21 protein-coding genes and 4 tRNA genes are annotated in these 25,751 nt (G+C 42.9%); 15 read left to right on the plus strand and 10 right to left on the minus strand.

All coding sequences use genetic code 11. The features are described 5' to 3' along the window. Positions 1–194: 194 nt before the first annotated feature. On the minus strand, positions 195–1,118 hold the full coding sequence (locus ACIGBM_RS02160; RefSeq protein ID WP_397476592.1) for a DMT family transporter: 924 nt from the start codon (positions 1,116–1,118) through the stop codon (positions 195–197). Positions 1,119–1,722: 604 nt separating this feature from the next. Between ACIGBM_RS02160 and ACIGBM_RS02165 the strand changes: the two genes are divergently transcribed. The 4 genes from ACIGBM_RS02165 (at position 1,723) to ACIGBM_RS02180 (ending at position 4,944) form a co-directional block, all read left to right on the plus strand. Then, positions 1,723–2,136 carry a hypothetical protein gene (locus tag ACIGBM_RS02165; protein WP_238051353.1) on the plus strand — a complete coding sequence of 138 codons (414 nt, stop codon included), beginning with the start codon at positions 1,723–1,725 and terminating at the stop codon, positions 2,134–2,136. 280 nt (positions 2,137–2,416) lie between these two features. Beyond that, on the plus strand, positions 2,417–3,421 hold the full coding sequence (locus ACIGBM_RS02170) for a lipoate--protein ligase (RefSeq protein WP_397476593.1): 1,005 nt from the start codon (positions 2,417–2,419) through the stop codon (positions 3,419–3,421). 209 nt (positions 3,422–3,630) lie between these two features. Continuing rightward, complete coding sequence (locus ACIGBM_RS02175) at positions 3,631–4,047, plus strand: VOC family protein (RefSeq protein ID WP_238036164.1); 417 nt, start codon at positions 3,631–3,633, stop codon at positions 4,045–4,047. Positions 4,048–4,176: 129 nt separating this feature from the next. Then, positions 4,177–4,944: a lysozyme inhibitor LprI family protein gene (locus ACIGBM_RS02180; protein WP_397476594.1), complete on the plus strand. Its 768-nt coding sequence runs from the start codon at positions 4,177–4,179 to the stop codon at positions 4,942–4,944. 145 nt (positions 4,945–5,089) lie between these two features. On the opposite strand, the gene ACIGBM_RS02185 is transcribed toward ACIGBM_RS02180, so the two are convergent. After that, entirely contained in the window at positions 5,090–7,225 is a 2,136-nt protein-coding gene (locus ACIGBM_RS02185) for an FAD-dependent oxidoreductase (protein ID WP_397476595.1), read from the minus strand. A 403-nt stretch (positions 7,226–7,628) separates the two neighbouring features. Here ACIGBM_RS02185 and ACIGBM_RS02190 point away from each other — a divergent pair, with 403 nt between their 5' ends. Further along, entirely contained in the window at positions 7,629–9,293 is a 1,665-nt protein-coding gene (locus ACIGBM_RS02190; protein ID WP_397476596.1) for an AMP-binding protein, read from the plus strand. A 207-nt stretch (positions 9,294–9,500) separates the two neighbouring features. Here the strand turns inward: ACIGBM_RS02190 and ACIGBM_RS02195 are convergent, their stop codons facing one another. From ACIGBM_RS02195 to hemA, 4 genes are all read right to left on the minus strand, one after another. Further along, a complete protein-coding gene (locus tag ACIGBM_RS02195) occupies positions 9,501–9,920 on the minus strand; it encodes a DUF6691 family protein (RefSeq protein WP_397476597.1) in 420 nt (139 codons plus the stop codon). A gap of 98 nt (positions 9,921–10,018) precedes the next feature. After that, positions 10,019–10,456 carry a YeeE/YedE family protein gene (locus tag ACIGBM_RS02200; protein WP_290175651.1) on the minus strand — a complete coding sequence of 146 codons (438 nt, stop codon included), beginning with the start codon at positions 10,454–10,456 and terminating at the stop codon, positions 10,019–10,021. A gap of 248 nt (positions 10,457–10,704) precedes the next feature. Continuing rightward, complete coding sequence (locus ACIGBM_RS02205; protein ID WP_397476598.1) at positions 10,705–11,841, minus strand: aminotransferase class V-fold PLP-dependent enzyme; 1,137 nt, start codon at positions 11,839–11,841, stop codon at positions 10,705–10,707. A gap of 358 nt (positions 11,842–12,199) precedes the next feature. Next, positions 12,200–13,612, minus strand: a complete 1,413-nt coding sequence (gene hemA, locus ACIGBM_RS02210; protein WP_397476599.1) for a glutamyl-tRNA reductase — start codon at positions 13,610–13,612, stop codon at positions 12,200–12,202. Positions 13,613–14,163: 551 nt separating this feature from the next. Between hemA and ACIGBM_RS02215 the strand changes: the two genes are divergently transcribed. The 3 genes from ACIGBM_RS02215 (at position 14,164) to ispE (ending at position 17,996) form a co-directional block, all read left to right on the plus strand. After that, positions 14,164–16,119, plus strand: a complete 1,956-nt coding sequence (locus tag ACIGBM_RS02215; RefSeq protein ID WP_397476600.1) for a hypothetical protein — start codon at positions 14,164–14,166, stop codon at positions 16,117–16,119. Positions 16,120–16,310: 191 nt separating this feature from the next. Then, positions 16,311–16,943: a lipoprotein insertase outer membrane protein LolB gene (lolB, locus tag ACIGBM_RS02220; RefSeq protein WP_397476601.1), complete on the plus strand. Its 633-nt coding sequence runs from the start codon at positions 16,311–16,313 to the stop codon at positions 16,941–16,943. Positions 16,944–17,033: 90 nt separating this feature from the next. Beyond that, on the plus strand, positions 17,034–17,996 hold the full coding sequence (gene ispE / locus ACIGBM_RS02225) for a 4-(cytidine 5'-diphospho)-2-C-methyl-D-erythritol kinase (protein ID WP_397476602.1): 963 nt from the start codon (positions 17,034–17,036) through the stop codon (positions 17,994–17,996). A gap of 11 nt (positions 17,997–18,007) precedes the next feature. Here the strand turns inward: ispE and ACIGBM_RS02230 are convergent, their stop codons facing one another. Continuing rightward, positions 18,008–18,784 (minus strand): hypothetical protein, encoded by a 777-nt coding sequence (locus ACIGBM_RS02230; RefSeq protein WP_397476603.1) that lies wholly within the window; start codon positions 18,782–18,784, stop codon positions 18,008–18,010. A 445-nt stretch (positions 18,785–19,229) separates the two neighbouring features. Here ACIGBM_RS02230 and ACIGBM_RS02235 point away from each other — a divergent pair. From ACIGBM_RS02235 to ACIGBM_RS02265, 7 genes are all read left to right on the plus strand, one after another. Next, a tRNA-Gln gene (locus tag ACIGBM_RS02235) sits at positions 19,230–19,305 on the plus strand. A 240-nt stretch (positions 19,306–19,545) separates the two neighbouring features. Further along, positions 19,546–19,621: transfer RNA gene (locus ACIGBM_RS02240), tRNA-Gln, on the plus strand. A gap of 109 nt (positions 19,622–19,730) precedes the next feature. Next, positions 19,731–20,678 carry a ribose-phosphate pyrophosphokinase gene (locus ACIGBM_RS02245; protein WP_057758042.1) on the plus strand — a complete coding sequence of 316 codons (948 nt, stop codon included), beginning with the start codon at positions 19,731–19,733 and terminating at the stop codon, positions 20,676–20,678. Between the two features lie 421 nt (positions 20,679–21,099). Beyond that, positions 21,100–21,774 (plus strand): 50S ribosomal protein L25/general stress protein Ctc, encoded by a 675-nt coding sequence (locus ACIGBM_RS02250; RefSeq protein WP_201606920.1) that lies wholly within the window; start codon positions 21,100–21,102, stop codon positions 21,772–21,774. 175 nt (positions 21,775–21,949) lie between these two features. Next, positions 21,950–22,531, plus strand: a complete 582-nt coding sequence (pth, locus tag ACIGBM_RS02255; RefSeq protein WP_397476604.1) for an aminoacyl-tRNA hydrolase — start codon at positions 21,950–21,952, stop codon at positions 22,529–22,531. A gap of 100 nt (positions 22,532–22,631) precedes the next feature. Then, entirely contained in the window at positions 22,632–23,012 is a 381-nt protein-coding gene (gene panD, locus ACIGBM_RS02260; protein ID WP_010196068.1) for an aspartate 1-decarboxylase, read from the plus strand. A 188-nt stretch (positions 23,013–23,200) separates the two neighbouring features. After that, a complete protein-coding gene (locus ACIGBM_RS02265; RefSeq protein ID WP_397476605.1) occupies positions 23,201–24,226 on the plus strand; it encodes a calcium/sodium antiporter in 1,026 nt (341 codons plus the stop codon). A 97-nt stretch (positions 24,227–24,323) separates the two neighbouring features. On the opposite strand, the gene ACIGBM_RS02270 is transcribed toward ACIGBM_RS02265, so the two are convergent. The 3 genes from ACIGBM_RS02270 to ACIGBM_RS02280 all read right to left on the minus strand — a co-directional run bounded on the left by ACIGBM_RS02270 (position 24,324) and on the right by ACIGBM_RS02280 (position 25,666). Beyond that, the gene (locus ACIGBM_RS02270) at positions 24,324–24,986 is read right to left on the minus strand and encodes an RDD family protein (protein WP_397476606.1); all 663 of its coding nucleotides are present in this window, start codon (positions 24,984–24,986) and stop codon (positions 24,324–24,326) included. 332 nt (positions 24,987–25,318) lie between these two features. Beyond that, positions 25,319–25,395: transfer RNA gene (locus ACIGBM_RS02275), tRNA-Arg, on the minus strand. 181 nt (positions 25,396–25,576) lie between these two features. Beyond that, a tRNA-Ser gene (locus ACIGBM_RS02280) sits at positions 25,577–25,666 on the minus strand. Between the last annotated feature and the right edge of the window lie 85 nt (positions 25,667–25,751).

Genomic DNA, 25,751 nt, shown 5'->3' on the forward strand with positions numbered 1-25,751 from the left:
AAATAGCACTTATATTAGTAGGTAGCACTTAGCTGTCGTTCTATAATTTGCGAAGTACGCTACTCATAAGCCGAGTTCTTTATAGGGGGCAAATGCAATTATTCCAAGCAATATTTACAAACAGAAACACCAATATTTAGATATTCGAATCTTTATAATTAAAGGCTACGAAGACAGTTTACCGTAGCTTAAACTCACGTCGCCCGCGTGGAATTCTTTGGTTGTAGCATTTTTTTGATAGACAGCTCTAATGACAGATATGTACCAAACAATATTACTACTGAACCAATGATGGCTTGGATATTTAGGGCTTCACCAAGCAGTAGATACCCTAAAATGATGGCAAAAATCGGAATGACCAAGGTAATACTAGTGGCGCGCGTCGGGCCAATGTTTTTAATCAGCTGATTCATAAAAATAAGGGCAATGGCAGTCGAAAATACACCGATACAGATCACTGATACCCACGCCTTTATGCTGATATCTTTACCATATGGGAACTCATTAAAGGCTACAGGCAGCATAATGATACTACCGATAATGAGCGATCCTGCGGTGATAGCGACTGGCGATACCTCATACAGATAGTTTTTGGTGATGTTGGCCCCAAGCGCATAACCCACACAGGCCAGTAGCGCGTAGCCCATCGGTAGTAGACCTTCGACCAACCCTTTGCCTGGCTCACCGCCACCAAATAAGCTTTCGCTCATCAGTATGATTACCCCAATCACTCCGATGACCAAACCGAGTGCTTGTTTTTTTGATAGCCTATCTTTGAAGAAGACTCTAGCGATAAAACCACTCATCATCGGTACAGAAGCATTTAGCACGGCTAACACGCCTGCGTTCACTGATTGCGCGGAAAACGAGAACAACACAAAGGGCAGCGCTGCTGAAAACAAGCCAACGAGCGCTAGCATTTTCCAATGCTCCTTGATGCCGACTCTGTTTTTCTTATTGAGCAATACAAAGACCAACATGACCAATCCGGCGAATATCACACGCAAACTGGCGAATGCCAATGAGCCAAACTCAGGCACGCCAATGCGATAAAAAACGAAAGAGAGTGACCACATAAAAGAGAGCGTCACAAAGATGATGAGGTCACGGTTGGTCATTGGGTAATCCTATTAAGCGCTTAGACTGCGTTTGCCAACTCGTGTCGGTCATAAGCGTCTGATGCGTTGTAAAAACTATCATGTGATTAAAAACTCATGATGATAACTTTTTAATTGTTTGATGGGTAATTTTTTATAAAATTTATAGTGAGTTTTTATCCACTTATTAATTTTCCTAGCACAGTTTTAAGGTTTTCACCTTTTGATAATTTATAAATCTGGACAAATCCTTTTTATTAAGCAGCATATAGCAAGCAGCGCTGATCCTATATTTCTTATACTTTAGCCTATTCCAGCGCCTTTCTATTCACATACTAAAGAACTCGAAAGTCATCCTTAAGTAAGTCATCCATTCAATATCTACAAAAATAGATTCACGGTCATAGTAAATCCTGCTTATATCACTACCTTATAACAGCTACTCTTAATAATGCTAATGATAGAAGTAGCCTTTATAAATAAATTCAAGTTTTAATTAAAATATATTAGTTGATATTTGTTTACTAATTTTCTACTATCTAAAAGGTATTGGTTAGTATTTGGCAATACAAAAAATAGATGGCCAACATCATTATCAGGATTTATAAATTATTGAGGAATGGTTATGAAAAGGATAGCGTTATTTGTCGGTATGATATCAGTTGCAACGGCCGGTTTTTGCGGGGTTGGTCAGTTCTCAGATGAGACCACTTGCTATGTTTATAAACAAGATAAACTGCAAAAAAAGCTAAACTGTCAGTATGAGGGCGCTGAGGGTGCAGCGATGAGTTATAGTTTTAGACAGGTCTCCTATAACCTGCCAGGATTTGGCAAAATGGCAACCTCTACCAGTGCAAACTATAATGACCGTAATGAAGTGACTGGATGGACGACCACCGTCAATGACGAGCCAGCGATCATCAGATATCGTCTGCCAACCAATCAGCGTATCGTCAGTGATGCCTATGCGCAGTCTGGTAAAGCAGTTATGCAATGTTATCTTAGTACAAAATCGCAGTGGGAGATTTGTGCTAAATAGAACAAAGTACTCTGGCAATTCATAGTGCAATAAAGCTGAGCGTTTTGCTTGGCTTTTATTGCCGCCCGCTAAAAACTGAAGCATCAACCTTAGCACCATCCTCTATGAAATTTTTTCACCGTTTTCTCTATATGCTCAACGTCTTCACCACTGTCAAAGCCACTGATAAAATCAACCTCTCTGTTAGACAGCCATTGAATTACAAGCTTGCATCGGTAAGAATGATGCTACCTATTTATAAAACCTACTCACCAACCCAGTTTATTAAAGAGTCAAATACATGAAACTGCGCATCCTAAAATCTGCTGTGACCAATCCTTGGTTTAATCTTGCCACCGAGGATTGGATATTTAATACGCTTAACCCCGACTCACATACTCTATTTTTATGGCGTAACTCTGAGACCGTGGTTATTGGACGCTCACAAAATCCATGGGTAGAGTGCAAAACCGATAAGATGGAAGCAGACGATGTATTTTTAGCGCGGCGTCAGAGCGGCGGCGGCGCAGTATTCCATGACTTGGGTAACACTAACTTTACCTTTTTATCGCCTAGTGATGCTTACGATCAAGAAGCAAACTTCACCATCATCATCAATGCGCTTAAGAAACTCGGCATAGACGCCACGCTGTCTGGTCGTAACGATATGCAGGTCGGCGACCGCAAAATATCGGGCAGCGCATTTAGACATGCCGCCGATCGCAGCTTTCATCATGGCACATTGCTGGTCAATGCCAATATGCAAAAGCTTGGCGACTATCTAAACCCGCATCCGCTAAAGCTTAAAGCAAAAGGCATCAAATCTGTGCGCGCTCGCGTAGCAAACTTGGTAGATTTTAATGAGACTATCAATCACGAGTCATTGTCTGATGCGATTATCGAAGCGTTCTGTGAATATCATGAAGAGACTGCACAGGTTGAGCAACTAGATGAGGCTAGCCTTGCTAAGCAGCCGACGCTAAACGCTTACTATCAACAGATGGCAGACTGGGATTGGCGCTTTGGTAAAACACCTGAGTTTACTCATCATATCGAGACGCGCTTTGATTGGGGCATGATGGATTTGCATATGGATGTGAAGCAGGCAATGATTACCGAAGTTGTCATCTTCTCTGACGCGCTAAATGTTGAGCTTATTGATCTGCTTAAAAAGACATTGACTGGCGTTAAATATAATAAGAAAGAGATTCAAGATAAACTCAATGACCTAGCAAAAGCGCAACCTGAGTTGGCAGCGCAAATTAGTGATTTTGAGCAGTGGTTAGTTGGCGAGATGGAAGGTTAGATTTTGCGACGTCAGATTTAATCTAGCAAGTATTGCAGAGTGTGCCGCTTGCACTGCTTGATAAAAAGTTACTGACATAAATGCGCTGTATATAGTTAATGGTATTGAAATCGTACATACGCCATTTGAGATTTTATATATTAACGATGCATAAAAAGCACCCTGCCATTACTCCATTTTTTATGAATAATCAATATTAAGGTATTTTCATGAAGTACTTACATGCAATGATTAGAACCAACAAACTAGAAGAAACGTTATTTTTCTATTGTGACCTTATGGGCTTACAACTGCTAAGAAAGAGAGACTCTGAATCAGGCAGATTCAGCTTATATTTTTTAGCAACGCATGAGGGTGCGCCAGAGATTGAGGTGACACACAACTGGGATGAAAGAGAATATACCAATGGCGATAATTTTGGGCACTTTGCCTTTAGAGTCGACAACATATACGCACAGTGCGACACCTTTATACAGGCAGGGATCGAGATATTAAGACCGCCTAGAGATGGCCATATGGCTTTTGTTAAAGACCCTAATAATATCTCAATTGAGCTGCTACAAAATGGCGAAGACTTAGAACCTATTGAGCCTTGGATTTCGATGGAAAATATTGGCAGTTGGTAAATGAGTGAGGCTGGTTAGTTGGGCTAGGATGGATGGACTGATTCGTTTTTTGCAGATAGTGATGATGACACGTATATCACAGTTATAGCTTTCTTAAAATACAATCAAGCTCTAAAAAATGAGGGTAATATGAAAAAGTTATGCATCACTACAATCGGTATTTTAGGCACTTGCCTACTCTCCACTTATGCAAATTCAGCAAGTTTTGATTGCAACAAGGCTGCTACTTGGGTAGAAAAAACCGTCTGTGACAGTCCTGAGCTTTCTAAGCTTGATGACGCAATGGCGAAGAAATATAAAATCAATCTTGGCGCTGCTTCTGACTATGAAGACAGCAAAGCTTTTAAAGATAGGCTTATTGCTAACCAACGCACATGGCTTACGTTTCAGCGTAATACCTGTAAAAGTGAAGAATGTCTGATACGTGAATATAAAGAATATATCGAAGAGCAAAGCAGTTACGGTGTGGCTTGGAATTTTTCAGATGAGTTAAGTCCTTCTGATTTACCGAGAAAAAGTGCCTTTGGTAAGTTTTCTCAAACCTCTCAAATCTCAATATATAATTCAGGTACTCAGCGCTGGGAAGATACGGGAGAGGCAAAAAATACGGTATCGATTCATAGTGTCGCTAATAAACCTTATCTTTCTATTATCGATGGCGTTTTGATTTTTACCAATGCTCATACCTGTGATTTAGGAGAGAGTAAGGCCGTATGGTCACAGAATCATTGGGTCATCAACGATGATCAATCAGATAAAAACGTTGAGCTGCGTTTATATCCAGCACTTCATAAGGGTAAAACTCAATTATTATTAAGAGATATGGATGATCAATATAGAAGGCTGCATTGTGGTATGCGAGGGTATTTTGACGGGATTGTATTAGAGCGTGAGTAAGTAAACAACACCTCTCGATTCTCTCGAAATAAACATAAGCTGAACTGAATATCCAATTTAATAAGTCAAATTTTCATTCCAAATAAAAAAGGACGGCAAGAGATATCCCCTCACCGTCCATGATTTAACATTCATGCTAAAGAGTTTAGATCTGAGCAGCGACTTCAGCACCATCACGAATCGCACGTTTGGCATCTAGCTCAGCTGCTAGCTTAGCACCGCCGATTAGGTGATATTGCGCGTCTGGCGCATCACCCACATTTGGCATCAGCTCAACGACTGACTCTTGACCCGCACAGACGACGACGCTATCGACACGTAATAACTGGCTTTGACCTTGTGGGTTAGTTACCCAGATACCTTCGTTGGTGATTTTGTCATATTGCACGCCTGCGACTTGGATCACGCCGTGCGATTTGATATGCGCACGATGTACCCAGCCTGAGGTTTTGTTTAGACCACTGCCCAGACGGCCTTTGCTACGCTGCATGAGATAAACTTGGCGAATCGGCTTGATCGCTGCTGGTCTGACCAGACCACCATCACTTTGATAGTCGGTATCATTGGTCACGCCCCACTCTTCACGCCATTCGCTGATAGACTGTGGCTCAGGACGATAGCTTGGATCTTTTAGTCCATCAGGGCCAATTTCATCCAGCGACTTACCATGATTAGCCGTCAGATATTCACTGACATCAAAGCCGATACCACCAGCACCGATGACCGCTACTGTATTACCCACTGCTTTTTCGCCAGACAGCAGCTCAGCATAGCTCATTACTTGTGGCAGCTCAGCCCCTTCTAGCTTACCTTCTAGACTTCTCGGTACGACACCCGTTGCTACGATGACATGATGGAACTTAGCTTTTTCAAGCATTTCCTTATCGACTTTGGTATTCAGTTTAATCTCAACACCCAAATGCTCAAGCTCATTGATATAGTAGCGAATAGTCTCAAAGAACTCTTCTTTACCAGGGATGACTTTGGCGTAGTTAAACTGCCCGCCAAGCACGTCTTTTGCTTCAAACAGAGTTACGTCATGACCACGTAAAGCGGCCACATGAGCGGCTGACATACCAGCAACACCGCCACCGATGACGGCGACTTTCTTCGGTTTTTTGGTTTTCTTATAGACCAGTTCAGTCTCATAACAGGCTTGCGGATTGACCAAACAAGTCGAGCGTTTGTTTTCAAATGTGTGGTCGAGGCAGGCTTGGTTACAAGCGATACAGGTATTAATACGATCTGTCTGTCCGTTTTTGGCTTTATTAACCCAGTGTGCATCAGCCAAGAATGGACGTGCCATCTGAATCATATCTGCTTGACCAGTCGCAACGATTTCTTCTGCTGTTTCTGGCATGTTGATACGGTTAGCCGCCATCATCGGGATACTAATGTGCTTTTTGATTTCAGCAGTGAAATCAACGAAAGCGGCTCGTGGCACGCTAGTCACGATAGTCGGCACACGCGCTTCATGCCAGCCGATGCCCGTATTCATGATGGTCACGCCCGCTTCTTCTAGCGCTTTGGCCACGGTGATGACTTCATCCATGACGTTACCGTCTTTGACTAAATCAATCACTGACAAGCGGAATAGAATAATAAAGTCTTCGCCAGTCGCTTCACGAACGGCTTTGACCACGTCGACAGCGAACTTCATACGACCATGAATATCACCACCATAGATGTCTTTACGCTTATTCACATGACTTGATAAAAACTGGTTGAGCAAATAGCCCTCAGAACCCATGATTTCGACGCCATCATAGCCTGCTTGCTTGGCAAGTTTGGCTGAGCGAGCATAGTCTTTTACCGTTTGCTCGATGTTTTTGATGCTCATCTTGCGTGGCTTAAACGGTGAGATTGGAGATTTAATCGGGCTAGATGATACGGCAAAAGGATGATAGCCATAGCGGCCACTGTGCAATATCTGCATGATGATTTTGCTATCGTGCTTATGCACAGCACGGGTGACGCGCTGGTGGTTAATAACGTCAGCTTTGGTATTCATCGTTCCGCCAGCAGGCAACAACCAACCTTCGCGATTGGGCGAGATGCCGCCAGTGATCATCATTGCCACGCCGCCCTTGGCACGTTCTGCAAAATACGCCGCCAGCTTGCCATAATTATAAAAACGGTCTTCAAGCCCAGTATGCATTGAGCCCATAACCATACGGTTTTTTAGCGTAGTAAAGCCCAAATCTAGCGGCTCAAATAAATGCGGATAGTGTTCATTGGTGCTAGCGGTTTGGATCGTGTTGGCACTATGGCTGGCAGACATATCATTTTCCTTATGAATAGTTTATGAGGCTACTTCTTAAAAACGGCTTTTTAGAATTAGTGGGCCTAAAGGGTTTAGCATCTTCGATATCGTAACACACCGCGATTATTGTCAGCTATGCAGACAAGCGACTGATGAGTGAGCACTATATTAATTGATATAACGAGCGGGACGGTGTAGCAGGCTGTACTGTGGCATATGGTTAAGCAAACACCACAAAACCTAGCCAACTTTTGAGGTAGATTATATACCGTTAGCTTAATATCACGTAGAGATTAGACTAAGATATAAATCGATAAATATCGACTTATACCTATAATTTCTATGCTAGATTACTGTACTAAATAATATACTGACGTTAATGTATTGACGCATTATAGAAACACGATAAAGGACTATCATCATGACAGATTTCCATACAGGTCTTGGCAAAAATGCCGCCAACCATCAACCGCTCACCCCTATTGACTTTATCATTCGCAGCGCGCAAGTTTATCCTAATAAGACTGCCATCATTTATGACGATCTAGAACACAATAACCTCACTCAGACATGGCAACAGACCTATACTCGCTGTCGTCAACTGGCTGATGGTCTGCGCAAATTGGGTATCGATAAAAATGATACCGTAGCCGTGATGCTGCCAAACACGCCAGCAATGGTCGAATGCGCCTTTGGTGTGCCGATGTCAGGCGGTGTCCTCTGTACCCTCAACACCCGACTCGATATCAATGCGCTTACCTTTTGTTTGCAGCATTCCGAAGCGAAGGTTTTAATTTTAGATAGCGAATTTGCTGAACATGCTGAGATTATCGATGAGACTTTTCCAGACTTAATCGTCATTCACTCAACGGACAAGGCTGTCGATGTCGAGCGCTTTGGGCAGATGAGCTATGAGGATTTGGTTGCCAGTTCAGATAGCTTGGATAATTGGGAGATGCCGAAAGATGAATGGGATGCTATTGCGCTCAATTATACCTCTGGTACGACAGGCAAGCCCAAAGGCGTGGTCTATCACCATCGCGGCGCAACTCTCAATGCTGTCTCCAATATTTTAGATTGGGACATGCCCAAACACCCGATGTATCTATGGACGCTGCCACTGTTTCACTGCAACGGTTGGTGTTTTCCGTGGACCATCGCCGAGCGTGCTGGGGTCAATGTATGCTTGAGAAAAATTGATGCTGATTTGATATTGCAGCTGATTGCCAAGCATCAAGTTAGCCATTATTGCTCTGCGCCGGTCGTACATAATATGATTGCAGGCGGTAAGCCTGAGTATAAAGACGCTATCACCCATACCGTCAAAGGCTGGGTCGCTGGTGCACCACCGTCCGAAACCATGCTGGCTGCGATGGAAGCAATGGGCTTTCATATCTCGCATGTCTACGGTCTAACTGAAGTATATGGGCCAGTGACGGTCTGTGCTGAGCAGGAAGAATGGGATGAGCTTGATGTGGCCACCCGTGCTCAAAAGAAATCGCGCCAAGGCATGACTTCTCACTTGATGGCAGGGTTTGAAGTATTTAAGCAAGGTACTACCGAGCCAGTCGCCGCTGATGGCGAAGAGATGGGCGAGCTGGCGCTACGTGGCAATATGGTGATGAAAGGCTATCTAGAAAGCCGCAAGGCTACCGAAGAGGCATTCGCTGATGGCTGGTTCCGTACGGGCGATTTGGGCGTCAAATATCCTGATGGCTATATCAAAATTATGGACAGACTAAAAGATATCATCATATCAGGCGGTGAGAATATCTCTAGTATCGAGGTAGAAAACGTCTTGTATAAACTACCTGCGATTGAGAGCTGTGCTGTCGTCGCCGCGCCACATGATAAATGGGGTGAAGTGCCCGTCGCCTTTATCGAGATTCACGCCGGTAGCACTCTACAACGTGATACGGTGATGGAGCATTGCAGTCAGCATCTAGCAGGCTTTAAAGTGCCCAAATATATTGTCTTTGCAGAAATACCGAAGACCAGTACCGGTAAAGTGCAAAAATTTGAGCTACGCCAAGCAGCAAAATCATTGGCACACGAAACGCCGAAAGTAACTGCCAGTGCTAAATGATCTGACAATATATCAAATCCTGTCACAAATTAATATTCATAAAAAAGGTCAATCACGTATAAGTGACTGACCTTTTTTCGAGTGCTAGCCTATTTATACTATAGTTGGTTCAATATAATTTGGAGACAAGGAAGCCAAGTGAAAGTACTACAAATAGTAGACTAAGCGAGGCTGACACCGTATCCAATTTATAGAGAACTAACTATATCAGCCAAGCTTAGGCTCAAGCCATTGATAAACTAGCATTCCTATAATCATGGCAGGAATAAACACATAGGCTTGCCATTGGCCAGTACCGAGCAATACAATTCCAGGTCCTGGGCAGATACCAACCAACCCCCAGCCGATACCGAACAACATCGCACCGATAAGCAATTTTTTATTGATGACGGTTTTGCTTGGCATATCAATCGGTGTACCAATCCAACTACTCTGTTGACGCTTTGCCAATCGTACACCGAAAAACGCCACTATCAGGCCACCGCCCATCACAAGAGCAAGGGAGATATCCCATGCGCCAAATACGTCCAAAAACCCTTGTACTTTCACAGGATCGGTCATACCTGACACCAGTAATCCAAATCCAAACAGCAGTCCTGCCAGCAATCCGATTATATTTTTTAGCATCGTCGTATCTCGCTATTATTATCTTTTATTAACCATCATATGTCGTTCGCGCGTTAGCCCAGCTATCAACCTTCATCTGGCAATCTGCCATGAGTTCGCTATAGCAGGCCTAGTACGTGACGACCGATATAAACGGTCACAATCCCAAACAGCATAAAGGTGACGGTCGCTGCCAATGACCGTGGAGACAGCCGTGCATTACCGCAGATACCATGCCCACTCGTGCATCCTGAACCTAAACGCGTGCCAAAACCGACCAGTAACCCTGCACCAATCAATAATGGTAGAGAGCTACTGATAGCTACCTCAGGTAGTGGTCTTGCCAACTGATATAGCAGCGGTGAGATGACCAAACCCAGTATAAATAGCACCTGCCACATCTCTACACGCTTGGGTTTCAATAGGCTTGAAAAAATACCACTGATACCTGCTATACGGCCGATGCCTAGCAGTAAGATGACCGTCGCTACGCCTAGCATTAGACCTCCTACCAAGGAGATCGGCGTAAATGCTTGCCAGTCTATTTGTATGCTCATAACGGACTACCTAATTAAGTTTATTAAATACGTACTTGAGTATTAATTTATAAAAATACATTATATTATAAAATATAATAAAAAGGTAAAAAAATACTGAACCTAGCATGACACTAATGGTTCAGTATTTTTTATAACTGTTAGGACTATACTGTAAAGGCTTTAAAAAGGGCAATGAAAAAGGGCAGTGAAAAAGACTTAATAAGCTATCCTATTAATATCTTTATCAGCCCTCTTAATTGGTATCTTTACTGGCTCAGCACTTTATCGAGTGCCGTTTCAAAACGCTCTACTGTGCCATCGATATCAGTCAATTTATCCAAGCCAAATAGACCCAAACGGAAAGTTTTGAAATTATCAGGCTCGCCCACTTTCAATGGTACGCCAGCAGCGATTTGTACCCCGATTTCAGCGAAAGCGCTACCTTTATGCATGTCATCACGATCAGTATAAGAGACGACAACGCCAGGTGCTTTAAAACCTTCAGCAGCGACGCTCTCAACGCCCTTGGCTTCTAGTACTTCGCGGATACGTTTGCCAAGTGCCCATTGCGCGTCACACAATTTATCAAAACCGATTGCGTTGGCTTCATTCACGGCATCACGGAACTGACGTAAGCTGTCTGTCGGCATAGTCGCATGGTACGCATGACCGCCATTTTCGTAAGCACGCATGATGTTTAACCATTGTTTTAGGTCGATACTAAAACTATCAGATTCAGTACTGTCTACTTTTTTGACAGCAGCATCGCTTAGCATGACCAAACCAGCGCCCGGTGTACTGCTCCAGCCTTTTTGCGGTGCGCTAATCAGTATATCGATGCCCAATGATTTCATATCTAGCCATACACAACCTGAAGCGATGCAGTCAATGACTAATAATCCGCCAACGCTATGCACAGCCTCGCTCAACGCTTTGATATAGTCATCTGATAAGATGATGCCCGATGAGGTTTCAACGTGCGGCGCAAATACCACTGCTGGCTTTTCTTCTTTGATTTTGGCTACGGCAACGTCGATATCGACTGGAGCAAATGGCTTTGGCGACTCACTATCATCAGCACGATTGGCCGTAAGGACTGTAGATGATTTGGCGATTTTGCCTTTTTCTAGGATTTGCGTCCAACGATAGCTGAACCAGCCATTACGAATGATTAGGCAGTCTTCATCATTTGCCAATTGGCGAGCGACTGCTTCCATACCATAAGTACCAGAACCAGGCACGATCACCACGGCGTCCGCGTTATACACAGATTTTAGGTCACTAGATAGGTCGTTCATCACTTGCTGAAAGGCTTTTGACATATGGTTCAGCGCACGATCGGTGTAAACCACTGAATACTCTAATAAGCCGTTTGGATCGATATCTTGACGTAATGCAGGCATTGAACACTCCTAGTGTATGGTTAGATAATATGCGACATGGATTAGATAGCACTATAATCAAGTGCTATTATTTTTGATGGTGAGGTCTTGCGCTGTCTAGAGATGCGTTGTTTTTAAACAAACAAAAAACAAAGAACACTGGTGAGGTCTACTAACGTGAAGTTAATATATTTATAGTCATATTACGAGCAAACACCAGCACATATCTTGACCTAAGCCATCCATGAGAGCTTGATATTAGCACTGATACTGAAGGTTGACAACGATACGCTCAGGCAACGATATGACTTGCGCTATTGAGCATTTATTGGTAGGTATTGATTGATAAATTTTGATTTATAAAGCCACGATGAAAGCATCAATGCCCACGATGAGCATCTTGTAGTCCTGATACTACGAAGTCTAGCAACTCACTATCACCTTCGCGGGCGGCTTTGCGCATCAGTTTCGATGGTGCATGGGTCAATGTTTGAGTCAAACGTCGTGATAGCTCAGTGATGATATCTTCTGGACTGACATCGTCTTGTTGCAGCTTAGCAATAGACTCATGCAGCAGCTTATCCACCTGACCTTGAGTACACGCACGGTACTGCTGAATATCTTTGCCAACTTGGCGAACCTGAAAGCGGCGATCTATCTCAACCACCAATTGACTCACTAGCAGCTCAGCATCCACTGCGGCTTGGCGACGCTGTTCGATATTACCTGCAATCACATGCTGCAAATCATCGACAGAGTACAGATAAACATCATCAATGCGGCTAATGGTCGAATCGATATCGCGCGGTACGGCCAAATCTATCATAAGCATTGGCTGATAACGGCGACGTTTTAGCGCTTGTATGGTCATTGTCTTATCAATCAACAAATCCATACTACCACTGCAACTGCTAACGATATCGGCTTCTGCCAATACTTGCGGTAATTCCTGTAAGGGTCTAACGTCTACGCGGCGATTAGGGCCACGTAGCTCAGCCGCTAATGCTTCGGCGCGTTCGGGGTTACGGTTACAGATAATGACTCGTCCGACCCCTAGCCCTGCGATATGGGTGGCCACCAAGCGATTCATCTCACCTGCCGCAACGACCAAAAGCGTACGACTGGGTAAATCATCAAATATTTGTGTGACCAGTTTAGCTGCGGCAAAGCTAAGCGATACGGCCTGGGCGCCAACCTGAGTCTCGTTACGCACTCGTTTGGCAGCAGCGAATACTTGATCGATGATCCAGCCGAGCTGATTACTGAGTACTTTTTGGTCTTGAGCCAGATGCACAGAGTTTTTGATTTGACCGAGAATCTGCGGCTCACCCAGTATCATAGAGTCGAGACCAGCCGCTACTCTTAACCAATGAGTCAATGCATGGGTATCACGATGTACATAGAGATAAGGATCAATATCAACGAGTGGTAGTTGCTTGAAGTCAGCCAGCCACGTTTTGATTTTGGTAATATGTGCACTAATCGCAGCAGATGAGATATTCATGCTACTACTAAAAGTATTGTTGGATGATGATTGGCCAGCAGCTTTGACATCTTGCACATTGGATGATTGTGAGTCAGATATTTGGCTATTAGCGGGCTGCGACGTTGAAGTGTGCGGCACTAGCGCATAGATTTCGGTGCGGTTACAAGTAGAGACGATCACGCTACCATCAGTAAAGGCTTCTATTTGTTTGAGTGCGACATTTACATCGTCACCCACAAGCGCCAAGCGCTCTCGCAGAGCGACTGGTGCAGTTTTGTGATTGACCCCAATGACCACTAATCTCATTATCGATAGACCATAAACATGACGCTCAGTTGCCCCTTACGCTATCTTATTATTTTTAAAAGACAGTTTTTGACGACAGCGCTAAAAAGGAAGACCCTAAAAACCGCCTATTATATCATTATTGCGGGCTTTAATTAACACTCACCCATCTATGATAACCATATCTCTGTATCTGGTCGCAAATGTAACAAATCAACTACTCATACGATTTATAAAATCAATAGCTGGGTTTTGACTTATGGTCAATAATATAATGTTAAATCATTCGCTTACTCTATCTTAACTTGTTATATTTCTATAATATTCAGTTCGACAGACCTATCTATATTTAATCATCTTCAGTATCATTCTTTGGCAACGTACTCGCTACTAGTAGCACATTCATACAGTCAGACCTGCCAATATCTGAGTAACACGGATGCTATTGTTTATCTCATCGGTCTACTCTTATAATGTTTGTCATGGGTACATATTGCCAATATTTAACTTAAAATGATTAAAACAAACTTGCCTTATCTGTGTAGGTAAACCATGGGCGAATACGGCTATCTATGATTTTTTTTGGGTCATTACTTCGGTCACCACATCCCTATAGCGAATACTCTAGCTTCCGTGCTTTATTGCATGTCGCTATTGAGCGCCTGTGTCAACGGTATAAGTTAGCGTTGTCTCTAGCAGTGTGCCTGTGTTTGGCAGCCCCTGTTCATGCTAGCCATCCCGATGTATTGCTAGAAGCAAAAATTCCTAAAGTATCCGTTGCTACTGATAATAAGGTAACTGTCAATAAGGTAGCTGCCGATAAACCAAATGAAGATAGTGATGCGATTGATACACCTTATAATGAAGACACGCTCACCATAGAAAACGTAAAAAACATTAACGGCCTAGCGCCAACCAGTCTATGGCAGCCTGAGCTTAGTGAACCAAGCTTGTACGCTCTACTGGATGCCGAGTTTGCTGCTGATCGCGATGACAAACGACGTGCGGTCTCTATTTATAAGCAACAGTCTTTTAAAGAAGATGCGACAGCCGTGTTTGAGAGAGCGCTTAGCCTGTCTTTGCGTAACGAAAGGGTTGAAGACTCATTACAGTTTGCCAAGACATGGCAAGACCAAAACCCTGACCACGTGCCTGCTTGGTTTTATGTCGCGCATTTGGCCTTACGTGCCCACGACTATATATTAGCGGGTGAAACTTTAAACCGCATCTTGCGCTATGACCCACGCGCAGACTTAAGCGAAATTCTCATAGGTATTTATCCAAACAATGATGAAGACAAACGTGAACTTCTTGCTGCGTTGCAACCACTAGATAGCGAGCAAAATGCCTCATTGTCAGTATTAAAAGCGGGTTTACTCTATCAGTTTAACGAACCTGAAGTCGCTATCGTTCATATCAATCGAGCGCTAGAGCGTCAGCCAGACTACGTGCCCTTTATTACGTTAAAAGCGGACATATTGCGTAAAATCGTGACCGCAGAAACCGTCATCAATTATGTCAGTCAAGCTCGTCTACGTAATCCTGATAGCAAAAGCTTATATCTATATGAGATTCGCTATCTATTAGATTTAAAGCAAAGCGAACAAGCTTGGGAGTTACTGCTTGAAGCACATAGCCGTTTCAATGATGATTCTGAAATTACTCTGCTCGCAGCCTTAGTGAGCTTGGATATTGAAGAGTACGCTAGTGCCGATGAGCTACTCAATATGCTTGCTAAGAGTCCAGCTTATCTTGATCAAGCCTATTATTATCTGGGTATCAGTGCTGAGCGTCAGCAGTTGTTCGATCAAGCCAAATACTATCTCAATGGCGTCATGCAAGAGGATTTGGTATTAGAAGCGCGTAGAAAGGTAGTGGCGTTTGAATTACTCGATAACGATGTCGATGGGGCAATCGCGACTTTAGAGAAGCTGCGCAAAGACTTCACAGTATTCGCGCCTGACACTTTTGTCATGCAAGCCGATATCTTGTGGCAACAAAACGAGTCGGATGAAGCACTGCGCTTATTGACCCGTGCCGCTCGTAAATATCCTGATAATGAAATGCTACTTTTCGCGCGGGCTCAGCTTTTAGATGATAAAGAAGACTATGTCGTTAAGCGCACCCTGCTCAACCATTTGCAGGCTTTAGATCCTAGCAACTTATCCTATCAGTTAAGCTATGCACAGTTGCTACTCGCAAATGAGCGCAGCTCAGAGCAAGGTATAGCGCTAGCTACCGCAATTATTCAGATTCGCTATGATGACCCACGTTATGATAACGACCTACATCTGCAAGCCTTAAATGTCTTGGCGGGCAATGCATTGGCCAAAGAGAACTATCAGCAGGTCATCGACTACCTACAGACACCTTATGATGTGCTGCCAACTCTGCGCTCAGGCACGCTGTTATTGCGCGCCTATCAAGGCTTAGGTAACAATGACAAAGTTGAAGCATTACTCGCAGATTTGCAGCAGCGCTTTTCATTTGGACAGCACAATATCAATGACCGTATACAGCTATATTAATAGCGCTGATTTTGGATATTATTTTTGGACTTTGCAACCACAGAGATATGAGAATTGATAAGGTTTTTATAAATAGCGAAGCATTTATAAATTACAAGGTCGTTATAAGAAGCTAACAGCCGTGCATAACCGAGCAACAAATAACGCTTAAGCTAATATCTTTGTTCATCTTTCCATTTTGAGAAACTATTATGTCAGCATCCATCACTTCTTATAAACCAAATAAACTGGCTCTGTTTACTGCTATAACTGCAGCAATGGTCATTACCTCTGGTTGTCAGTCATTAAAAACGGCCAACGCGACCAACCAACCGACGACCACTGTACAAGGTCAAAACGCTGATCAACCCAAAAAGCTAGAGAGCTTCAATATCACGGGCAAGATTGGGGTAACGACACCTGCGAATGATTCGACAGGTACTCAAGGTGGTAGTGCATTTTATGCATGGGGTCAGCAAAATGACCGATTTGCCATTGAGCTGATTGGCGCACTTGGTATTGGTAAAACCAACATTGAATACAATGGTCAGACCGCTACTTTAGTTAGCGAAAAGACAGGTACATTGACTGCTGATGACCCCGAAACCTTGCTAAAGAAAGCCACTGGTTGGCAAGCACCAATTTCACAAATGCCTTATTGGATTTCTGGTCGCCCAGCACCTTCAGATAGTGCACCACAAATGGATGATCAGAGCCGCTTAGTTAGCTCAGTCAATGGTGAGTGGACAGCTAGCTTTACTTATAAAGGTACCGATAAGTTACCTAGTAAAATTAGTGCCGTACAACCACAAGGCAACAAAGTTGTAATGACGATCAATCATTAATCCATCTTTTATTAACAACAGAAAGCCTGCTAAAAACCATCATTGCTAATTAAGATAGCTGTTTATAACTGCACCTTATGATAAAAAAATATGACTGAAAATATAGCCGAACCATCTGCTTCTACGGTTACCCGCTTATCACCTGCAAAACTCAATCTGTTTTTGCACATCACGGGTAAACGTGCCGATGGCTATCATAATTTGCAAACGGTATTTCGTCTGCTTGACTGGGGCGATTACTTGCATTTTTCGGTCAGCGATAATGCCGTGATTTCTACTATAGATAGTGAATTAAGCGCCAATCAATTCTGTCATCAGCTACTGATATTGGCTGGTGCAGAGGCTATCACTATTAGTATAGAAGACAATTTAATTTTCAAAGCAGCACGCGCACTGCTAGCATTTGCCATACAGTCAAACACTTTACCTGCCCAATTAGCAAAAGTGCATATCACTTTAGATAAGCACTTGCCAATGGGCGCGGGTCTAGGCGGTGGCTCATCTAATGCAGCAACGACTATGCTAGTGCTCAATGAGATTTGGCAGCTTAACTTTACTTGTGCTGAGCTCATAAAGATTGGCGCGACTGTGGGTGCGGATGTACCTATATTTATCTTTGGGCAAGACGCTATTGCCATGGGTATTGGTGAAGAGTTAACTGCCATTAACTTACCTAACCAGCAGTATTTAGTACTGACGCCTAATGCCCATGTCAATACTGCCAAACTATTTGCGCATCCTAAACTACAGCGAGATATTGCACCGCTATCAATACAGACGATTCAAAGTCAGTCTAATTATTACGTTCAAGATTTACTTACGCCTTATCATAATGTCTTTACCCCAGTGGTCACGAGCCTCGCTCCTGCTGTTACAGATGCCTTGAATTATTTGCAGGGGTTAGAAGCGCAAACACTGAGCACAGCACGCATGACTGGCTCTGGTAGCGCAGTGTTTTTGCCGTTGGATGCGAGCGTGGCCACTAATGAAGAGCTTGTGGCGAAGTGGATTGCAGATGCGCCTTGTGCAGGGTATGTGGTGGGAAGTTTATAGCTGGCCATTTTTTACAATTCTGAGCTTGGCTTATATAATATAATTAATAATACCCAGCATATTACAGCTATACCAATACACAGTGCTGCTAGGCCAAATTCATGAACTGCAAGATATATGAGGCCTCCTAGCACAGCACAGATAGCGATAGTAATAATTACTAGACCTACAATTATTCCAACACAACCTACCTTGTTAGAGGCTAAGTCTTTAGCTTTACTTAACTCTTGTTCGACTGTCATTTTGGGCGTGTTTTTACGAAGCCGCTTATCTTGCCTGTAGAACCAAAAGCTAGGAATACCAAATAGCATAAACGTTAAAAACCATTGACGACGTTCTATACGCTGTTCTAACTTAAAATAAGCAAGCTGATCTTCATATCTGTATACCTTTTTGTCATCAACGCTGATCTCATATACAACATTGCCAATCCATGTATCTGTTTGATAGAGGATATCAGCGATCTGTCCAGAATAATCATAGGCTTTACTACAGCTATTTCTCTCATTATATTCACAGTGCAGACGGATCTCATTAATGAACAATGACGACGAGCTATTTTTACCTACTCGGCGGTTAAGTGGCTCGTTTGGAACAATTCCGTGTACTTGCTCAAGACCGCTCTTATTTTCGACAATCTCGGTGAAAGAAATCGTTGAGTGTAAGAAAAAAATTAGAATAATAAGAAATGGTACAGCACCAATGAGGTTAGTGTAGTATTGCCTTGGAACAATAGGTTTTAAATACTTCATCGTGCCAAAAGCAAAGAATATAAAAAATAGCAACATGAATGACGCCATTATGGGAGAAGCAATAAAAAGCCCTATCACTGGAAATACTCTTGCATAGATAAAGCTTGTATAAACAAACTGCTTCGGTGTTGGTTTAATGAACCACTGTTTTATACCAAAAAAAACATTCCTTACTGGCTATTTATATAACTATATTTAGTTACTTTCTATTGTAAGATATCTTGGAAATTATAGAACTTGCGTTTAGATGATTTCCTTAAATCATATTAAGGAAGACATTCCTAGAATGTTTCCATCACGCCAGAATTTCGCACTAGACTCACCCTGCTAGAACCCACTCACACAACCCAATAATAACTTTGATTAACACACCAATTTTCGGAACTTACCTACCAAAACCACCTCATTACGAATAAAAGCCATAAAAAGGCGCAAAGGACTTGCAAAATCTGAAAATTTACTTATAATAGGTCGCCACAATAGGGGTATAGCCAAGTTGGTAAGGCATCAGGTTTTGATCCTGACATCCGTTGGTTCGAGTCCAGCTACCCCTGCCATTTTTTAGTACGAAGCGTTAGAGATACATCGAGTATAAGCGGTTTATAGACAGCCACTTATCTTATTGTCATTGACAACGTTATCCCAGTTTCGGTATAGTTCGCAATGGACACCGCTAGGGAAAAGTTATGTTTTAAACGGATTATCCGTTTTTTAGATAACTGACAGGTCATGACACTATATTGAGAACGACTACTTAGTCGCTATTATATATCAGTTGTTCATAGCCTAGACATTACAGGGGTATAGCCAAGTTGGTAAGGCATCAGGTTTTGATCCTGACATCCGTTGGTTCGAGTCCAGCTACCCCTGCCATTTTTTACTGTAATAGTATACTTCAACACCTTCACCACTCTTTTCTTAATTTGAGCAGTTTGACACTGCTTAGCGGTCGCTGCTTGAGTCAATCAATAGGACTTCTGTCATGCCTTATTTGGCGATTTTTACGGGTAATGCCCACCCAGAATTAGCAAAAACCGTAGCCGATCATCTTCACATACCTCTTGGTAAAGCTGACATCACGCGTTTTTCTGATGGCGAAATTGCCGTGGAAATCAAAGAACACGTACGTGGTAAAGATGTGTTTATCATGCAGCCTACTTGTGCACCGACCAACGACAACTTGATGGAAATCATGATGATGGCTGACGCTTTGCGTCGCTCTAGTGCTGGCCGTATCACAGCTGTCATGCCGTATTTTGGTTATGCTCGTCAGGATCGTCGTCCACGCTCAGCTCGTGTACCTATCTCGGCTAAAGTGGTCGCTGACATGTTAAACATCGTTAGTATCGATCGCGTAATGACTGTTGATTTGCACTCAGATCAGATTCAGGGTTTCTTTGATATCCCTGTAGACAACATCTACGGCACACCTGTATTGCTAAACGACCTACAAAAGCAAGACTATGACAATATCATGGTTGTTTCACCTGACGTAGGCGGCGTGGTTCGTGCACGTGCGATGGCCAAGCAGTTAGGCGATACCGACATGGCAATTATTGATAAGCGCCGTGCTCGTGCCAATGAGTCACAAGTAATGCACATCATCGGTGATGTTCGTGACCGTGATTGCGTTATCGTTGATGATATGGTCGATACTGCAGGTACATTGTGTAAAGCTGCTGAAGCATTGAAAGAAAATGGTGCCCGTCGCGTTTTAGCTTATATCACGCACCCTGTCCTATCAGGTAACGCACTGAAAAACATCAGCGAATCTGCATTGGATGAAGTGGTTGTGACCGATACGATTCCACTATCTGCTGAAGCCAAAGCCTGTAGCAAAATCCGTCAGGTAAGTATTGCACCGATGCTGGCTGAAAGCTTACGCCGTATCAATAACGAAGAATCTATTAGCGCGATGTTTGACGCTTAATCTGATACAGTTATTTTTAAAACAGCTATTGCAGTAATTTTTAGTAGCAATGACTGTAGTAAGACATCTTAAATAGTTAAAAAACAGAGCGTCAAGTAACATTACTTGGCGCTTTGTTTTGTGTAGGCGTTTTGCGTAGGTCTTTATTATTGCTACAGAATCACGTATAATGCGCGCCTGTGCTGACCTTTTCATTGTTTTTATTAGGCTAGCACTATCAAAAGTGCTGATCATGCTTAACAGCAACCATCGTTATGGTAATTATTATAGCGAGCGCTGCTATAAGCAAATGGCTAAGCTTAGACATTACGAGGTTTATTCGTAACGATAATTTTAGCTATCATCACGTATTAGTGGATTGGTCGCAAATCCACTTTTTTATGACCAGACACTTCATCATTTTTTTTATAGGATTATATCCATGAGCATTAATCATTTTGAACTAAACGCCGTTGATCGTGCTGCTGAACTACAAGGTAAAGGTGCGAGCCGCCGCCTACGTAAGCAGAACCTAGTTCCTGCTATCATCTATGGTGGTAACGAAGAGCCAACAGCTATCTCTATCAAGCTTAACGAACTAGTAAAATCACTAGAATTCGAAGCGTTTTTCTCACACATCTTGACTATCAACGTTGACGGTGAAGAGCATCAAGCAGTTATCAAAGACTTGCAGCGCCATCCAGCTAAAGGCTTCCCAATGCATGCTGATTTCCAGCGCATTGTAAAAGGTCAGAAAATCCACATGAACGTTCCTGTTCATTTCACTGGTCGTGAAGATGCGCCTGGTACTGCTGCTGCTGGTGTACTATCTACTCTAGTATCTGACATCGAAGTTATCTGCTTACCATCACAACTTCCTGAATATCTAGAAGTAGATGTGTCTGGCATGGAAATTGGTGATTTGTTCCGTCTATCAGACATCAAACTTCCTGAAGGCGTTGTTATTCATGAGCTTGAGCTAGAAGACGGCCATGACCGTACTATCGTTAACATGCAGCCACCAACAGTAGAAGAAGTTGATGCTGACGTTGATGCTGATGAAGTACCAGCAACTGAGCAAAACGACGGTACTGAAGAAAACAAAGACAGCGAGTAATTACTATTTCTAACTAGTGCATTATTTTGTGCTAGTTAGTGATACATTCGTTTAGTCAATAAGACAGCAGGTGATTAAAATCTCCTGCTGTTTTTGTAAGTAAGGTTTGAAAATAAACTGGCTATCAGTACTTCACACCTTACCCCTATTTATCAAACTCAAGCAGGGTGTTTTTATGGCCATAAAGCTTATTGTCGGTCTTGGTAATCCTGGTCAGCAGTATATGTTTACGCGTCATAATGCAGGATTTTGGTTTGTCCATCATTTGGCTCAGCAGTTTAATATCACGCTCTCCCCTGATAAGAAATTTCATGGAGTGACAGGGCGTGGACAGATTCATGGGTCTGATGTGCGTTTACTTATGCCGCTGACGTTTATGAATAAATCTGGTCAGTCAGTGGTGCCTATGGTAAATTTCTATGGCATCAAAAATGATGAATTGTTGATTGCTCATGATGAGCTCGATATTCCAGCTGGTAGTATCAAACTCAAAACAGACGGTGGACATGGTGGTCACAACGGCCTACGTGATATCACGCCGCATATTGGCAATGGTTTTCATCGCCTGCGTGTGGGTATCGGCCATCCTGGTCACAAGTCTAAAGTTAGTGGACACGTTCTCTCTAAAGCATCTCCTGATGAGCAGATTGCGATTGATAGCGCGCTGACAGCTGCTTTTGAGGCGCTCCCATTATTGTTAGATGGTGATGTCGAAAAAGCACGTTCACAAATTAATGGCTTTAAATTACCAGAATAATATAGTCGTTCAATGATAATGACCTTTTATTTTGGTAATTTCATCCCCATTAACCTTTTGATTTAGTTAATTAATATCAGTTACGCCAAGGAACCAACCTATGCTACTTAATATGCTTAAATGCAAATTACACCGTGCCCGTGTTACCCATGCCGAGCTCCACTATGAAGGCTCTTGTGGTATCGACGGCGATCTATTAGATCTTGCTGGTCTACGCGAAAATGAATCTATTGATATCTATAACGTGACCAACGGTAAGCGCTTTCGCACCTATGCTATCCGTGCTGAGGCGGGCTCTGGTATTATCTCATTAAATGGTGCTGCGGCTCATATGGCAGATTTGGGCGATATCGTTATCATTTGTGCTTACGCGCATTTTGATGAAGTTGAAGCGTCAACGTATCAGCCAAAACTGGTCTATTGCAACGAAGACAACACCGTAAAAGACACAGCAAATATCATTCCTGTACAAGTTGCTTAATATGACAGGATGGTGAGGTTTTGGTAAATTTAAGATAAACACAAAGTTACATCTTTGAATTAGCTGCTATTATTACTAAAAATCTCGATGCTAAAAGGAAAGCTGAATCTAAATCAAGATTCAGCTTTTTTTATGCCATTTTTATTTATCAAATTCACATTTTTCATCATATAAAAGGAAACATACTGATGTGGTTGGCCGCGCTTGCAATATTGATTGGGTTAGCAATTTTAGTTTGGAGTGCCGATGTCTTTATTGATGGGGCGACAGCACTAGCCAAGAAATTTAGTGTGCCTAGCTTCTTAATTGGTGTCTTAATATTGGGTATAGGCACGTCAGCGCCTGAGATGGTGGTATCAGTGCTAGCAGCAATAGAAGGCAGCCCTGAGCTGGCTCTAGGTAACGCTTATGGCTCAAATATCATCAACATCGCATTGGTACTCGGTGCAACCGTATTGATTAGCCCTATTATTATCCGTAGAGGCATCGTAAAGCGCGACTTGCCCTTGCTGCTACTGATTACTGTCATCGCCGCTTGGCAGCTACGTGATGGGACATTGAGCCAAGCTGATGGGATCGTATTGTTGATTTTGTTGGTCGCCGTTTTAGGGCTACAGATCATAATGAGTATACGCGAAGGCTATCATGAGCACGAAGACGATATAGTCGTGGCTAATGCTGACTCAGCGCACTCAAATAACTTAGAGCACTTAAATAACTCAGAGAGCTTAGAAAAGCTAGAACCAAGCGTAACGCGTGGTCTTGTGAGTTTAATTATCGGTATGCTGATGCTCGTAGCCAGCTCACGCGCTATCGTTTGGGGTGCTGTCGAGTTAGCAACGCTATGGGGTCTTAGTGAGCTTATCATTGGTCTAACGATTGTCGCAGTTGGGACATCATTGCCTGAGCTGGTATCGAGCTTGTCAGCTGCTCGTAAAGGCGAGCATGATATGGCGCTCGGCAATATCATCGGCTCTAATATCTTCAATACTTTGGCAGTTGTCGGCTTGGCAACGGTCATTGCTCCTATAGCCGCTGACCCAGTGATTCTGTCGCGTGATGTGATGGCCATGGGACTCTTGACGGTATTGCTAGTGACACTATGCGTATTTGCCTTTAAAACAAAACGCCAGTTCGGTCGTACGTCAGGTGCCACGTTGGTACTGTTCTTTATGGGCTACACTGCATGGCTGATTCAAAGCGTTAGTATGTAACTTTTTAGGCTAAAGCAACTGAGCAATGATAAGACTAAATTATTACGTCGATAAGAGTTACTAGGTCAATAAAAATTGTTACGTCAATAAAATCAGACTACGGTTTTTTCTTACGATTTTTAAAACCGCGCCATAGCCCTTCATGTGCCACTTTCGGCATTTTTAGGGTGATGGTGTTGGACAGCATATCTTGTACTGCCAGACCGCGAGGGTTGAACAGACAGAACACATAGTTGAATACCAAACCAAGAAACGCGCTGGCCAATAAGGCGGCGCGTGATCCATCAATAAGACTGCCAATAATGCCGAAAATCAGCGGCATCAAACAAGCGGCCAAAATACGCTTAAACGATTGACCCCATGTTAGCCATTGACCTGCATCATTAATCGTTTTTAACCGCCACGTCTGCATCCCCAATGTCTGACCACCACGGCGCCAAAATATCCCATAGAATGCCACGAGTGTCAGTACAAATGACGGCGTCATAATGGCGTTCTGATACCAGAGCGGCAGTGACTGAGCTTGTGAGGATTCAGTACCCGTCTCCATAGTCAACAGCGTACCGACGACGGTTAGTATCGTCCCGACCAAAAACAATAACGCTAAAATCAGCATACCATCATAGAGAATCGCCACGACACGAATCATGGGCTTAGCAATGGTTGGCTCTTCGTTAGGATCTTGCTGTACAGGCGCACTCGATTGAGGCTTTGATTTGCGAGTCATTTTTGACGGACGTTTAGATGGACTTTTTGACATGGTACAAGCTCATAGCAAGCAGTGAATAGTAACGCTATTGTACCGTAAATGGTAGGGCTATCGTACATTATCCTAGATGACTGTCTAACATCGTAGATGGCCTAACATCGTAGATGGCCTAACATCGTAGATGGCCTAACATCGTAGATGGCTCTTTAATATTATTAGTTGGCTATCCGACCATGCTACATACAGGTCATGCTAAACACAGGAGATGGTCGTAGAATAAATAAGTAGAAGGGTAAAAGCTACAGACATAAAAAAACCGCCAATTGTCATAAGACAGGCGATTATTTTAATAATTTTTAGCTTAAATTAAGCTATTATGCAAATGGTGCGCCTGGAGAGATTCGAACTCCCGACCCCTTAGTTCGTAGCCAAGTGCTCTATCCAACTGAGCTACAGGCGCGTATTTTGCACTTTATCCACTGCGAAGATAATATCTTTTGCAGTAAATTAGGTTGGTCATTATATAGATAATATCGCTTGTGTCAACATCTTTTTTAATTAAAACAAATTATTTTTTGAATTAATTATTAAAATGTTTAACGCAGTATATTGCGTTATTACTCTAATAACAACTGAATAAATGGCGGTGAAGGAGGGATTCGAACCCTCGATACGCTTACACGTATGGTTCCTTAGCAGGGAACTGGTTTCAGCCACTCACCCACTTCACCTAACGATTCAAGACATTTATAAAAAATCTATAAACATAGTATTGATGCTAACAATACGTCTCATGTCGTGGGCGAGTATTATAAC

Source organism: Psychrobacter sp. NPDC077938, assembly GCF_044542635.1.
Lineage (GTDB): Bacteria > Pseudomonadota > Gammaproteobacteria > Pseudomonadales > Moraxellaceae > Psychrobacter.